The organism is Allomuricauda sp. NFXS6 (assembly GCF_040148835.1).
Lineage (GTDB): Bacteria > Bacteroidota > Bacteroidia > Flavobacteriales > Flavobacteriaceae > Flagellimonas.
Genome location: NZ_JAGEMG010000001.1, coordinates 358,923 through 373,046, shown reverse-complemented (window position 1 = coordinate 373,046; position 14,124 = coordinate 358,923). Strand labels below are relative to the sequence as shown.

At 46.2% G+C, this 14,124-nt stretch carries 16 protein-coding genes; all 16 read left to right on the top strand.

Annotation, left to right across the window (positions count from 1 at the left end):
* The first annotated feature begins 22 nt into the window (after positions 1 to 22).
* The 16 genes from J4E06_RS01680 to J4E06_RS01605 all read left to right on the top strand — a co-directional run bounded on the left by J4E06_RS01680 (position 23) and on the right by J4E06_RS01605 (position 14,078).
* Positions 23 to 307, top strand: coding sequence for a hypothetical protein (locus tag J4E06_RS01680; protein ID WP_349522313.1), 285 nt, complete (start codon positions 23 to 25; stop codon positions 305 to 307).
* Positions 294 to 2,711 (top strand): TraG family conjugative transposon ATPase, encoded by a 2,418-nt coding sequence (locus J4E06_RS01675; RefSeq protein ID WP_349522312.1) that lies wholly within the window; start codon positions 294 to 296, stop codon positions 2,709 to 2,711. Before J4E06_RS01680 ends, J4E06_RS01675 begins: the two co-directional genes overlap by 14 nt.
* Before the next feature lie 14 nt (positions 2,712 to 2,725).
* Entirely contained in the window at positions 2,726 to 3,313 is a 588-nt protein-coding gene (locus tag J4E06_RS01670; protein ID WP_502877329.1) for a conjugal transfer protein, read from the top strand.
* Complete coding sequence (locus J4E06_RS01665) at positions 3,313 to 4,155, top strand: hypothetical protein (RefSeq protein WP_349522310.1); 843 nt, start codon at positions 3,313 to 3,315, stop codon at positions 4,153 to 4,155. Before J4E06_RS01670 ends, J4E06_RS01665 begins: the two co-directional genes overlap by 1 nt.
* Before the next feature lie 23 nt (positions 4,156 to 4,178).
* Positions 4,179 to 4,790: a conjugal transfer protein TraK gene (locus J4E06_RS01660; RefSeq protein ID WP_349522309.1), complete on the top strand. Its 612-nt coding sequence runs from the start codon at positions 4,179 to 4,181 to the stop codon at positions 4,788 to 4,790.
* Between the two features lie 11 nt (positions 4,791 to 4,801).
* Positions 4,802 to 5,737: a conjugative transposon protein TraM gene (gene traM, locus J4E06_RS01655; protein WP_349522308.1), complete on the top strand. Its 936-nt coding sequence runs from the start codon at positions 4,802 to 4,804 to the stop codon at positions 5,735 to 5,737.
* A gap of 38 nt (positions 5,738 to 5,775) precedes the next feature.
* On the top strand, positions 5,776 to 6,603 hold the full coding sequence (locus J4E06_RS01650; protein WP_349522307.1) for a DUF4138 domain-containing protein: 828 nt from the start codon (positions 5,776 to 5,778) through the stop codon (positions 6,601 to 6,603).
* A gap of 340 nt (positions 6,604 to 6,943) precedes the next feature.
* Positions 6,944 to 7,159: a hypothetical protein gene (locus J4E06_RS01645; protein ID WP_349522306.1), complete on the top strand. Its 216-nt coding sequence runs from the start codon at positions 6,944 to 6,946 to the stop codon at positions 7,157 to 7,159.
* Between the two features lie 242 nt (positions 7,160 to 7,401).
* Positions 7,402 to 7,668: a hypothetical protein gene (locus J4E06_RS01640; protein WP_349522305.1), complete on the top strand. Its 267-nt coding sequence runs from the start codon at positions 7,402 to 7,404 to the stop codon at positions 7,666 to 7,668.
* Positions 7,669 to 8,146: 478 nt separating this feature from the next.
* Positions 8,147 to 8,650, top strand: coding sequence for a hypothetical protein (locus tag J4E06_RS01635; RefSeq protein ID WP_349522304.1), 504 nt, complete (start codon positions 8,147 to 8,149; stop codon positions 8,648 to 8,650).
* Positions 8,651 to 9,398: 748 nt separating this feature from the next.
* A complete protein-coding gene (locus tag J4E06_RS01630; RefSeq protein WP_349522303.1) occupies positions 9,399 to 9,536 on the top strand; it encodes a hypothetical protein in 138 nt (45 codons plus the stop codon).
* Positions 9,537 to 9,547: 11 nt separating this feature from the next.
* Positions 9,548 to 9,973 (top strand): single-stranded DNA-binding protein, encoded by a 426-nt coding sequence (locus tag J4E06_RS01625; protein WP_349522302.1) that lies wholly within the window; start codon positions 9,548 to 9,550, stop codon positions 9,971 to 9,973.
* An 83-nt stretch (positions 9,974 to 10,056) separates the two neighbouring features.
* Positions 10,057 to 10,506: a JAB domain-containing protein gene (locus J4E06_RS01620; protein ID WP_349522301.1), complete on the top strand. Its 450-nt coding sequence runs from the start codon at positions 10,057 to 10,059 to the stop codon at positions 10,504 to 10,506.
* A gap of 374 nt (positions 10,507 to 10,880) precedes the next feature.
* Positions 10,881 to 11,444 carry a BfmA/BtgA family mobilization protein gene (locus J4E06_RS01615; protein ID WP_349522300.1) on the top strand — a complete coding sequence of 188 codons (564 nt, stop codon included), beginning with the start codon at positions 10,881 to 10,883 and terminating at the stop codon, positions 11,442 to 11,444.
* A 2-nt stretch (positions 11,445 to 11,446) separates the two neighbouring features.
* Entirely contained in the window at positions 11,447 to 12,475 is a 1,029-nt protein-coding gene (mobB, locus tag J4E06_RS01610; protein ID WP_349522299.1) for a MobB family relaxase, read from the top strand.
* 4 nt (positions 12,476 to 12,479) lie between these two features.
* Entirely contained in the window at positions 12,480 to 14,078 is a 1,599-nt protein-coding gene (locus tag J4E06_RS01605) for a type IV secretory system conjugative DNA transfer family protein (RefSeq protein ID WP_349522298.1), read from the top strand.
* The last annotated feature ends 46 nt before the right edge of the window (positions 14,079 to 14,124 follow it).

Sequence of the window (14,124 nt, the reverse complement as noted above, 5' to 3'; positions counted from 1 at the left end):
AAGCCAAAAGTGAGTAATTCCTATGAGAACGTACAGAATATATAAGGACATCCGTAAAGGCGCAAGGATATGGGGGCTTCCCATATCCCTGTTTGCCCTAATGATGCTCTCCATCCTGGCTTCCCTGCTGATCATCATATTTTCCTTCAGTCTTTTGGTCATCATCTTGGCCATGCTCTGGAACTGCTGTTGGTATGCAGGGCTGACCCGGATAGCTTCCAACAAGCACTTATTGGACTTCAACAAGGTCTTTCCCAGTTGTATCAGCAATAAACCCGATAACCTATTGAACCATGTCGAAGATTAACATAGCCTCCCACCATCCCATTGTGGACATACGGGACCATATCATTTTTACCAACAATGGTAATGTACTCGCCTGCTATAAGGTTTTGCTCCCTGAGATCCATTCGCTTTCCGAAACCGATTTTGAAGGGTTGCACGGTAATTGGTCCCAGGCCTTTAAATCCCTTCCTGTCGGGACCGTGATCCATAAACAGGACATATACCTGAAATCCTCCTTCACTTCCGACCAGCTGCGCAAGGATACCTTTCTCTCCAAAGCGACCCATGATCATTTCAAGGGAAGGGAATATATGGAGCACCAAAGCTATCTGTTCTTTACCTGTCCCAGGCGGACGGGTTTCAACAACCCCAAATATGTCAATCCCTTTGCAAGCGTACCCAAGACATTGCCCAGGGAGTTGGATGATAGGGTGAAACAGTTTTTGGATGCGGTCAGCGATGCGGTGAATTATCTCAACAATGGACAGAAAATTCGCTTGGAGCCCATGGTGGACATCGAAATTTTGGCCTTGACCCAAAACCAGCTCAATGGCCATAATCCGGATTGTGATACCGATATCGTTCTGGACGGCCCCAAAGTGGCCATCGGCAACCATCACTTTGATGTGCTGGCCATCAATAGCGAATCCTGTTTTGGGGACAGCGTACAGACCAGTAAGGTCAATGAACGTTTTACCTCGGATGATTTTACCTTCCACCAAGGGTTCATCGACGGTCTTGGCCTTTCCCTCAAGGAAAACCATATCATCAACCAGATCGTCTATCTGGATGATAGGCACCACTGGAGAAGGCAGCTGGAGAAAAAGGTGGAGGAACTGAAAAAGAGTTCCAATTTTGGGACACAGAACAAGGTGGTCCTCAAAAAAATCGAGCATATCCTCGAACAGATCAACAAGGATGATCAAGCACGGATCGTGCGTGGACACCTCAATATCATCCATTGGAACCGGGATGGGGAGCAATTGGAACGTACCAACGCACAGATCAGGGCCGAACTGAAGGAACTGGATATGGTGCCCTATTACCCGTGTGGCAAGGAACGCAAAAACTATATCCTGAACAGTTTCCCATGTTTTGCCCCCAATTTCTCCAGTGAGGATCTCTATGTGACCGATCTAAAACACGCGCTTTGTCTTTGGATCAATACCACCAATTACAGCACGGACAGCACGGGAATCGTGTTCAATGATCGGGAGTTCAACATTCCAGTATTGAAGGATGTCTGGGACGAAGGGAAAAAGCGCATCAAGGCACGGAACTTTGCCATTTTTGCCCCGACCGGGGAAGGGAAGTCCTTCTTGGCCAATAATATTTTGAGGCAGTATTTTGAGCAAGGCGTTCGGCTGGTCATTATCGATCTGGGCGGTTCCTATACCAAGTTTGCAAGCCTCTATCCCGAGCAGTGCACCGTGCTTCGCTATGAAAACGGCAAGAGCCTTGGTATCAATCCCTTTTACATATCGAATATTGATGATGTAACCCCGGAACGCTTGGAGGATCTTTCCCTGTTCCTCTTCGAGCTGATGGGGGTGGGCATCAAGCCCCAAAAGGAAAGCTCGGTGGCCTTGAAGAAAATATTGCTGGCCTATTATAGGGAAAGCAAGGTTTGCACGCATACCTTGGACAGCTTTTACCAATTTGTCGGCACACAGCAAAAGAATCTGCTGTCCCGATTGCAGATCCATCCCGAATACTTCGATGTCAAGGGATTCCTGCACATCCTTTCGGAATATGTGGGGGACGGACTCTACAGCTTTCTTTTTGGTGCAAGCGAAGATCGGTCCTATCGATTGGAGGACAAACGCCTGATCGTTTTCGAACTTGATGAAGTGAAGGACAATAAGGAGATCCTCTCTGTGATGCTCAAGCTCATCAAAACGGCCATTCAACGGACCGTTTGGAGGAACAGGGGGGAGCGGGGCATCATTCTCTTTGATGAGTTTGCCAAACAGCTCAAGTTCGACAATGTGCTGGAAAGCGTGGAATTTTATTACCAGGCCATCCGGAAACAGGAAGGGGCCATTGGCATCATTTTACAGTCCATCAACCAACTGCCCCGGAACTCGACCTCGGCCAGTATCCTGGAGAATACCCAGGTTATTTACAGTCTCCGCAATGAAAAGGGCTATGCCGCCCTAAAGGAAAGACTTCAGCTATCCGCCCATGACCTGAATCAATTGAAATCCATCAGGAACAACCTTTCGGGTCAACGCAAATACACTGAAATTTTTATCAAGATCGGAAAGGAGAGCAACATCTTCCGCTTGGAGGTCCCTCCGGAAGTATATGCGGCCTATCTGACCGAGGGCCGGGACAATCAAACCATTATGGCCCTGTATGAAAAAATGGGCGATATGGAGCAAGCCATCAAAAAGTTTATTAACCTCAAAAAGAAATCGATATGAAAACAACGAACCAAATGTCCATTCGAAAAAAAACCTTGACCTTGGGTATAGTCCTGTCAATGGTCATTTCCCTGCCCGGGCGTGCCACGGCCCAGGGGATGCCGGTATATGACAATACCAACTTTATCACATTGGGCAAACAGATTATCGAATCGGCCAAACAGACCTCCGAACTCTTGAAGACCGTGGAGTTTTTGCGGGAACAAAAAGAGCGCATCGAAAAGGTCAACGATGTCATCAAACAATTGAAGGCGGTCCGTGAACTGACACGGAACAATGGGCGCCTTTTCGATATGGTCCGGAACGATCTGCGGGACATCCTGGACTCCCCCCATATCCGACCAGAGGAGGTGGAACGTATCTCGGAATCCTTCAATGCCATCATCGAGCATTCCTTGGAAGACCTGGAATTTGTGGAGGACATCCTCTCCAGTGATTTTTTGAAGATGACGGATGCGGAGCGGATCGCCGTCCTCAAGGAAAAGGAAGTCCGATCCAAGGAAATGGTCGGGGAGATCCAGCAAAAGGCCAAACGATACCGGGACATTATTTCCTTTCGGGAAATGCAGGAGGCCATCAATACCCGCATAACAACCTATTGATGATGGTTGGCGTAGCGTTAAGTATCGGATTGGAGTATGTGGATGCGGTGTACGACACCATCACCGGAAGTGATTTTTCACAGTACACCATCACGGGCATGAAGGCTCTGGCCCTGCTGTTCTTTTTGATCAACATCATCAAGAAGTACAACGAGGGGATTGCCGAACGGGATGGACATACCTGGGGACTGACCCCAACGGAACTGGCAAAGAATTTTGCTGTAGTGCTATTGGTGTTGTTTTCCGATCAGGTGTTGGATGCCTTTGACAGCATCCTGGTAGGTATTGAGACCCAATACCGCAGCACGGCACCCGATCTGTTGCCTTTGCAGTTGCAGGAGATTTCCATTGAGGAGGATGCCGGGATCATGGACGCTGCACGAAAGGGGATGGCACTGCTCTATGAGGCCCTGGTCAGCCCCTTGTTCGGGATGCGGCTCTTGGCCTTTATCATCAGTGTGTTCCTCTGGTTACTCGATCTGTTCATCTATCCGCTTTTTTTGGCGGAACGCTTTTTTCTATTGGGCGTCATGCGGGCCTTTTTTCCCTTGGTCATCAGCTTGGCCGTTTTTGAGAAGTTCAGGAGCCTGGCCTACAACTTTTTTAAGCTCTATGTGGCCGTTTACATGCTGGTACCTGCCTTTTTCCTGGTGAACATCTTTATCAATGCCCTTTACGGGGAACTGACCGACAATTTTTGGGTGAACCTCTTCGGGACGGACTATGGGAGCTCCGTGTTTGCCCCTTTGGTGGAACTGGGCACCATCGGTTTTATCGTCTTTTTGAAATTCAAACTCTACCGAAGGGCGACCTCTTTTTCACTCAAACTTTTCGGTGCCTAGTACCGGACAAAACATAACATATTATGAAAACAATGTATAAAAATATCACTGCAATACTTCGGACCAATCGTTTTGTGGTCCTGATCGTGGTCATTGCATCGACCCTCTGTACGCTGGGTTCCGTTTTGGTGGCCTATCAAATGTACAGGGAAACGAGGACGGGAAACTTTGCCATTGGAACGGATGGATCCATCATTCCATTGAAATGGACGCTCCAACAGGAAAATCGGGAAGTGGAGGCCCTGGCCCATATCGAGCAGTTCCACAAGTACTTTTATGGTATCGATGCCAGCAACTATCAAAAGCATTTGGAAAAGGCCCTATGGTTGGGGGACAGTTCGGTGGACAATGTCTACCGGCAAAAAAAGGCCGATGGGGTATATAACCGACTACTGCAATATTCCCTGGTCCAAAAGGTACTGTCCGTGGAAACCGATCTTTTTGGGGAGGCAGGAGCCTTTTCCTTCCAGTCCCGGGTGGTTTTTGAAATTGATAGGGGTTCGGTGACCGATACCTACGAACTACAGACCTCTGGACAGCTCATCAGGGTGGACCGGCATTTTCCCAAGAATCCCCATGGGCTGTTGATCACGGCCTATTTTGAAAATCAATTGAAAAAGGTCAATGACCTATAAAGAACACTGTTATGAAACTGGATAAAAAGAAAATTGTTTTTGGGATCGTCATTCTGTTGGTCCTGGTATTTATGGTGGTGTATGCCATGCTCTTCCTGACGGATGGGGGTGATGCAGGGGCACTACTGGACCAACCCTTGGTGCCTGCCCTGGAAACGGCCCAAAAGGAATATGCCTCCAAACTGGAGGCCCTCGATGATCTTAAGGAGGTGAAGACGACCAATGCGCCAAGTATCTATGATGAGAAGTATTTGGATACCACGGGCGTTTTTGACCCAGACCTGATCGATGCGGAAAAGGCAAAAATGGTGGACAGCATCTACCGGCTGGGGCGAATCGATTATACACAAGGGTCGTACCGGAAATCACTTGTAGAAAATAAGGGGAAGGTCCATGTTTCCAATAAAAAGAAAGCTCAAGAAAATATACCGGAACCCAAAGAGGGCACAAAACGCACCTTGCCGGAAATGGCCATGGACCATCAATTGTTCTTTGCTTCAGCTCCCCGATCCGATGTGGAAGATTGGAATGGCTTGGTCGTTCCGGCGGTGGTACATCGGACACAGACGGTCAGGGCCAATGACCGATTGGACTTCCGGCTTCTGGAAAAGGTGGTCATCGATGGTAAGGTCGTGTCAGAGGGTACCATCCTATTCGGCATCGTGGGCTTTCGACCCAATAGGATGGTGCTGGATATCGGGAACATTGACCATATCCCCTTAAAGGTTAAGGCTTATGACTATCGGGATGGACGGGAAGGCCTGTATATCCAGAACACTTTTAGGGCCGAACTGTCCAGTGAACTGATGGAAGATGTCGTGGAAGACATCAATGTGCCGGGAGTCCCCCAGGTCAAGGGCCTGAAAAACATCTTTAAACGGTCCAACCGTCAGGTCAGGGCCACCGTAAACAAAAACTATAAAATCCTTTTAAAATTGAACCCTTGAGCCCTCGTTCGAACCGGGGCTCCTAAAACCATATCGTCATGAAAAATACAATCTTCATCTTGTGGATGTTACTTGCCGTTGCATCCCAAGCCGCCGACAATAAAACCTTGGACACCATTTACGCTAACGAACATATGAACATGGCCCTGTTCTTTCCCTCCAAGATCAAACAGGGCATCGTGGGCAATGACAATTTTGCCTTTACCTATAATCGGGAAAAAGGACAGACCTTGGGTCTGTTAAAGGCCGTTCCGGGTAAGGACAGCAATCTGCTGGTGATCACGGAGGACGGAAGTGTCTATTCATTTATGGTCCGCTATGCTAGGGAAATTTCGTATCCGAATCGATTTATTGGGTTGGAGGAACGGATCGGGAGCGAAGACCAAGGGGTAGGGGAAGATACCCAACAGGAAAGGGTTGCCCAGACTTTGGTTGCGGATTCTTTGGTGGTCCCCACAATCAGTGATCTCAGGTTTCAGAACTCCTGCGAATCGCTCTTGCAACTGCCAGAACGAAAGTACTCCGTCAATAAAAAACAGGGGCTCTCATTGGCCGTGACCAATATGGTCTACATGGACAATGAAGTGTATGTCCAATTTGAGATCGACAACCATTCCGGTGTCCGATTTGATTTTGGAGAATTGGAACTTATCAAGGCCAGTGGTAAAAAGGGCAGGAGGGCTTCCTATCAGGAATTGGAACTGCTGCCCCGCTACAGGCATAATGTGCCCACAAGCATTATGCATGGACAGAAGTCCCGATTGGTCTATGTTTATCCAAAATTTCATTTGGATAAGGAGGAAAAGCTTAAGGTCAACCTTTCTGAAGCGGGTACATCGAGGCTGGTTGTATTGACCTTTAAGTAAGGTATTAGGTGTTTTAAAGCTTTTCATTAATTACAATTTGATTGGTACAACTGTTGATCGAAACGAGTCTTCCAAATGAACCTAATGGAATGTGGTCATCAAGACATTGGGCAATTTCAACTTGTACAGGCGTAGTTAATCCTTATTTATGTTGGGTGATTTTAATGATCTGTCGATTGGTATAGGTATTTTTTGTTGATAACCATATATTTCGCTCCCCTGATACAACAGTACATTTATGAAGACAAGAAGCGCAAACTACAGGCTGTCCGATTGTAGGCTTTGGCAAAAGATAAATAGGGATTTCGGTGATGCAGGAGGTATCTAAGAGCTTTATTGCATGTTGCCAAAGACTGAAATTGTAGCCGTACGGCGAATGCACAAAACAGATGCGACGGGGACGCTGTACATCGGTCGGGCTACTAGGTTCTTGGATGAAGTGATTGAACTCAAAAAATCCATGGCACCAGCTGATGCATTTTCTAACCATGAATGTGGTGCTAGGTATAGGGATTCCGAAACCCTACAGGAAAAGTATCCCTATGAACATCTCTAGGTCGAGCTCCATAGTACTGACAAGAGCGTGGAAATGGAAAGCGAGAAACTGAAATCCTATGTCAGGGAATTTGGTGAACTGCCACTTTTAAACAGGATGTCTGGTAGAGCATTGGCCAGTAGTTTAAGTAATGCCGATAACAATATGTAACGCTCTTAACTGTAGCGCATTAAGATTTCATTGCTTCCAACGGCTAACTTCTGTACATTCACGTCGTACTTCCTATATTTTTTTAACTTTATATGAATATGAAAGATGGGCCAAAAATAGACAAGGATTCTTTTATAAGGGATTGCAACCTCAGTTTAAGGGCACAAAATGTGCTCTATAACAATGCAGAAGCATTTGGGGTTGAACGGGCCTCTTGGATTATGTACAGCAATCTTAAAGTTTCAGATATTGGTAAACTTTCGTTGCGGGTTATCGCTGGTTTTAGGAATTGTGGCACAAAAACACTTTCTGAAATTGAAGAATTATGCAGGAAAGCAGGAGTGGAATTAAAAGAATGACCTAACGAATGGAAATAGTACTAAGGTACATCTCAAATCAACATAATGTCATTGGGTAAATAGGTCAGGCCAAAGGTTGTTCAAATGAAAGACCTGAAAAGAACAGCCCGCCCCCGACAACTGACCCGGGTAAATGAATTTGTTTTTCCGGTTACGGGACGACAGGCTGTCATAGTGTTGAAACTTCAAGATATCTTGTAGGGTCTTTGATTCGTCCTACCAGGATGCAGCCCGAAACTAAAGGGATAGTAAAGATTCTGCAACTAAACCAACATAAATTCGATTAAAGAATCCATCAAGGGAAAATCGGATGGACAGGTTTTTAAGGGGAACGTTGTTAGCCCCCATTTTTGATTTACGAATTACCAAATCGACTGAGTATTTTTACAGAGACCTGGTCTTGTTGTGAGAGGCCCCTAGTATCCTTTCAAGGTATAAGCAACCTAAACATCATCCCACCATCTAGAGAAAAAAACCTATGTTACGCTTTCGATTTTCATTGTCATACCTGTTCCTTTTCACCTTGTTGTCCATTCTTGGATGTAGTTCTGATGACGGTTCCGATATTCCCTTGGCCGAGAATACCTTTGAGGCCCAAAAGGACGATGTCCTATGGGAAGGCAGCACTGAACTGCAGCTGATGGAGAACGATACCCTGGTCTTTTTGGCCATAGGGGAAGGGCTCGACAATGGGGTTTTGATGATCAAGGTGAAGTTTGAAGGGGAGGGCAGCTATACCTTGGCCAAGGAAAATGGCCTCTACTACGATACCCTAGGTGGGGATGCCATCGTGGCGCAATATACCCTACAGGAACCCGAAACAGCCATCTTTGTGGTGGAGTCCTATGACCAATCCAGTGAAACCTTGACCGGTAGCTTTGAGCTGGAATTGTTTCCCGAAGCCCAAATCAACAAGAGCATCGAATATATGCTGAGGATCACCGAGGGCAGGTTTAAGGGAACCTTGACGGAAGTTCCTTAGACAACTTGATTCCCGTTTATAAATCGAATACCCATGGTATGGTGGGATATCCTATAGCATATTTTTCCGGGGAACATTATAAATTTTGGTGCCCTTACCGAGGTAAAATGAACATGTTTTTATCTTTTAGCATAGAATTTTGAAGCCTTTGCCTGTCTTTACCATTCGTGTAACAATAGACCCTATAAATTAGGGTCCTTGGTAACATAGAAGGTAATGGCAAAAAGTACATACATCTCGGAAAATCTCAATGTATTTGTCACCTTAGTAAGTTCCCATAGTTTCATTGCTTATTGGTCTACTCTTCATTACCTTAATCTAAAGGTACGATCTCTAACTACCATTTTCGTTAAAACGACCCTATTCCTAACAAACAGGGACTTCCAAGCATGGAAAGTGCCCCTGATACTGTGGTGGAGGACTATGTCTTGGGACACTTTATATCGGTGTTTTTTGAATACCTGAGAATCTGGAACTTCCTTTACCCCCCCCCTTTTTTCATTACTACAAATTGCCATTGTTTTTTCCGTGGCTCCCATTCCTTTCGCATTTCCCGTTCTTGATTCCCTTGACCAAGCCGTCCGTGCTTCCTTTTTGACGGCAAAACAACAACATCCAGCCTTGCGGGCGGCATAAAGCCGCTTCGCTTTTTATACGCCCTTGTACAAGCCTGGAGGTTGTACCACGATCAGCAACAAAAAGGATACGTGACGGCCCTATGGGAAGTAAATCATTTAAACCAAGAACGATGAAATCATACGAAAACGATAAAACGGGAGCACTTCAAAAGTTAAAAACGAACAAAAAGGAAAACGCTCTGGATATAATAAGTAAATCAGTTTTCAACGCCCTGACGGATAGGGCTTCATATAATTCTAATCTTTAAATTTTTTAATCATGAGTACATTGAGAAACAAAGTCCAATTGATCGGGAACATCGGAAACGATCCCAAAGTGGCCGTACTGGAAAGCGGTAGCAAGACCGTACGCTTTGCCATGGCCACCAATGAGTATTACAAGAACGCCCAAGGGGAAAAGGTACAGTCCACCCAGTGGCACAACGTGGTGGCCTGGGACAAAAGGGCGGAGGTCATCGAACAGTATGCCCACAAGGGCAAGGAAATCGCCATCGAGGGCAAACTGGTATCCCGTAGCTATACCAATGAGATGGATGTCAAGGTCTATGTGACCGAGATCGTGGCCACCGAAATCCTGCTGCTGGGAGGCAAGGAATCCCAAGAAGCCGAGCCAGCCCCTGAAAAGGGAAAGACGCCTAAAACGCCTGCCAAGGCCAATAACCCCAAAACGGCCAAGACCGCCTAATGCGGTCAGGTCGATGCCTCAAGAGGGTGGGCAGCTAAAAACTTCCGCCCTCTTTTTTTCATTAGCACCCTAATACCATCATCATGGAAACACATGTCAACGAAATCCATATCCGATACAAAGAACGCATCCCCGCCCCCTATTGGAAACAGATCAAATCCTCCAAAGATGCTGCAGAAATGCTATACCAAACATGGAACACAGACACCATAGCCGTACATGAATCCTTTAAGATCGTCCTGCTCAACAACAGCAACAAGGTCAAGGGCATCTACCAAATCTCACAGGGCGGGATCACGGGCACATTGGTGGATCTGCGGATCCTCTTTGCCGTAGTGCTCAAGACCCTTTCCGTAGGAATCCTGCTCGCCCATAACCACCCCAGTGGGAAACTACAGGCCAGCCAACCGGATCGGGACATTACCCAAAAGATTCAAAAAGCCGCCCAGCTCTTCGATGTCAAGGTCCTCGATCATATCATCATCGCCCCCAATGGGGACTACTTCAGTTTTGCCGATCAAGGCGTATTATGACCGCAGAAGTAAATACCAAGATTTTAGCCAAGGGAACTACATAGGTTCCCTTTTACATTGAAGATATACAGCACTTGGACGCTTTCCTTGTATTTTTTTCAAAAGCAGCACTTTCCACATCTTAAAATTTTGTTTTGGTGTTTCCTGAGCTGTCAAGGCCTATACCTTGGGATAGGTAGGGCGATTTCCCCGAGCGCGCGGGGAAACGGAATAGCGAGAGGGTAGCACGCCAAGGCGGTGCTACTAGTCCCATTTGCTCCGCAAAGCCCATACATACTGAGGGTTTCAAGAATTGCGATATACATACGACATCCATAGTTTGCTGTAAATCCTCTTGAAACCCTTGAAAAAACTGAAAAAAGTTGCTGTAAAACATGAAACAGAAAAGCAAAACATATCGATTTTCGGCCATCAATATTAAAAAGGTCGTGGCCAATAGGTTTCGAAGTTTCTCGAAAAAAACATCAAAATCCCACACGGAAACCTTAATAACGGTCATGGACTTTTTTGAATGGCATGGCTTTACGCCTTCCGATAGACTGGGCCAAAGCTTCCTCCAAGAGATTATAAAGAACCGGAAACTTACGGAAACCTCCATCAAACGTACCGAGGCCTCTATCGCTATTATCCGGGATATCGAGATCACACAGACCAAGCCCACCAATGCCATTCTCGAAGCCCTGCTCGAACAAAAGATCAAGGAGGAAAGACCACGGGTGGAACCACTTCCCTCTAAACAGGAAACCCCAATTGAGATAAACGTTCCCAAAATCCGCTACGAGCGCCTCCAGGACAAATTAGAAATGCTCCAAAGGGAAAGCCAGTATCTCATCGAAAACACAACCCTAATAAAACCCGCTTTTGGAAAACCCTATCTCCGTTTGGACATCACCGAAGGGGAACTGGAAAACTATAAACGAACCCTTAAAAATCTATGACCATGTACATCACTATCACGGCACAGAAAATCGGAAAAGGCTTTGAGACCTATCACAGTAGCGTAAAGGACTATGTGGCCTATTTGGAAAAAGAGAACCAAGAGGTGGAACCAGAGGCGCAGGAGACCTTTTTTGACCAAAAAGAAGATATGGTTGGACCCGAAAAGGTCATATCCGAAATCGATGGCAATACCGCCAAACTCAAGAAGCACGAACCCAAGTTCTATTCCATTGTGGTCAGTCCAAGCCAACGGGAACTCAAACAGATCAGCAATGATGCAAAAGCGCTGCGAAAATACACCCGGGAAATCATGAAGGATTATGCCGCTTTCTTTTATCGGGATAGAACGGTCACTGTCGATGACATCAAATATTACGCGAAAATCGAACACGAACGCAGCTTTCGGGGCTTTGAAAAACAGGTGCAGGAAAATGCCCCGTACCGCAAACAGATCGCCAAACTCCGAAATGACCTGGCCAAGGTGGAACGGGGTGCACTACAAGGTAATCCAAAGGCCATTCAACAGGAAATCCATCGCTTGACCCAAAAGGCTTCCCATAAGATCAACGGCCAAATGATCGTAGAAGGGATGAAAAAGGAAGGGGCACAATCCCATATCCATATCATCGTCAGCCGAAAGGATGTGACCAATACCTATAGCCTGTCCCCGGGGAGCAAGTTCAAGGCCTCCGAAACCATCCTCCATGGTAAAAAGGTCAAACAGGGCTTCCACCGTGATCAATTCTACCAAGCTACGGAAAAGACCTTTGACCACATGTTCGCCTATGACCGAAACTTCATGGAAAAATATGGTACGAAAAAGCTATACCGACAGGATCCCAAAAAGTTTGTGGCCCTTTTGATGGGATTGCCCAACAACGAAAAGCAACTGGCCCTAAAACTATTGCGCAAAGGAGGAGTAACCATCCCCAACATCCCGACCAACAAGGTGCAGTTGGCCTATAAGACCCTGATGAAGCTCAAACAAGGTGTCGAACGGGCCATCGGATCAGGGGGCATTGAAATCTAAGAGGATGTTGACTACTTCCATTATACATATGGTTTTGCTGGTGCTTCCATTGGGAAGCTTGATTTCTTTTCTTTTGGTCAAGTACTTCCGTTATGGGTTTATCGGGTCTTGGCTGTTGGTCATTGGAGTGGTGACAGCTCTTTTCTTTCTATTGGAAATGAGTGTTTTCCTAAGGGTAATGCTCTACCTATTGTTGCCTTGGGCGTTTATCAATTTGCTATGTTATGTTTTCATCCCAAACAAGGAAGCCAATACCCTTGATAAAAAATATCGATTGGTGTTGCAGACGAAGGGAACCAAGTTGGTACTGTCCAATATCCGAAGGGGTATTTCCATTATCGGGGCAGCGGGCAGCGGAAAGACCGAAAGCATCGTCCATAACCTTTTTCAACATTTTGCGGCCCATCGCTTTTGTGGGGTGATGCACGATTACAAGAATTTTGAGATTACCGAGATGGCTTATCCGCTGTTTAAGGGCACTGACCGGAAATTCCATATCGTTTCCTTTGACCCCATTTACCATCAGGTCAATCCCATTGCGCCCCGTTATTTGCCCGATGAGGAAAGTGTCCATGAAATCTCCCGCGTCCTTCTGGAAAACCTTCTGGAGCTCAAGGAAAGTGGTAGCAGCGGTACTTCCAAATTCTTTCAGGATGCCGTGGAGGGATTGATAGGAGGGTTGATCTGGCGCTTGAAGGAGGACTTTGAGGACTATTGTACCATTCCCCATATGATTGCACTCTACCAACACCTCGATACGGAGCAGTTGGTACGTTTCTTAAGTGCTGACCTGACTTCCAAGGCCATGGCCGACGCCTTTATAAGCGGGGTCGATTCCGATAGGCAGACCGCAGGGGTGAAAAGTACCCTGGCCAATGCCTTTAAAAAAATCAGTACCCGGAAAATATTTATGGCGCTCTCTGCGGATGAGGTCCCTCTGGATATCAATAATCCCCAAAACCCCTCGGTCATTTCCATAGTGAACAACCCAAAAACAGAAACCTCCCTGTCTCCCGTGATAGCTACAATCATTCATACCATTTCCAAACAGATGAGCGAGCGGAACCGATTGACCTCTTTTTTTCTTATCGAAGAGGCTTCCACCATACGTCTATTAAATATGCACCGAATTCCGGCCACACTGCGGAGCTACGATATAGCAACGGTCTATGTGCTCCAGGACAAGATCCAAAATGATATGCTATACGGGGACAAGGCCAGTAAGGCGATATTGAGCAATCTCTCTTATCAATTCTTTGGCAAGGCCAATGACCCGGACACGGCCAAATACTATGAACGTTTTTTTGAGATTGTCAAGAAGCAGTCCAAGAGTGTTAACAAAGGCCATAACCTCAATTTTGATACCCGTGTGACGCAAAGTGAACGGGAAGTGGCCAAGACTAGGGCAGATGCTTTCTATGGATTGAGGCAGGGAGAATTTGTGGTGTTTTTTGATGGCAAGGATAAAAAAGTATGCTTTAAAAAGCCTAGGATGGTACGAAGCCTACCTGAACCGATGCCAAAAACACCCCAAGAATTAAAGTCGAACTTTGACCGAATTCATCAAGAGGTAAGGTTGATCAAGCTTAATAGGACAAACTAAGAGACGGATTTTAAATTGAGTTTGAATTGTTTTCATTTAGTGTTTT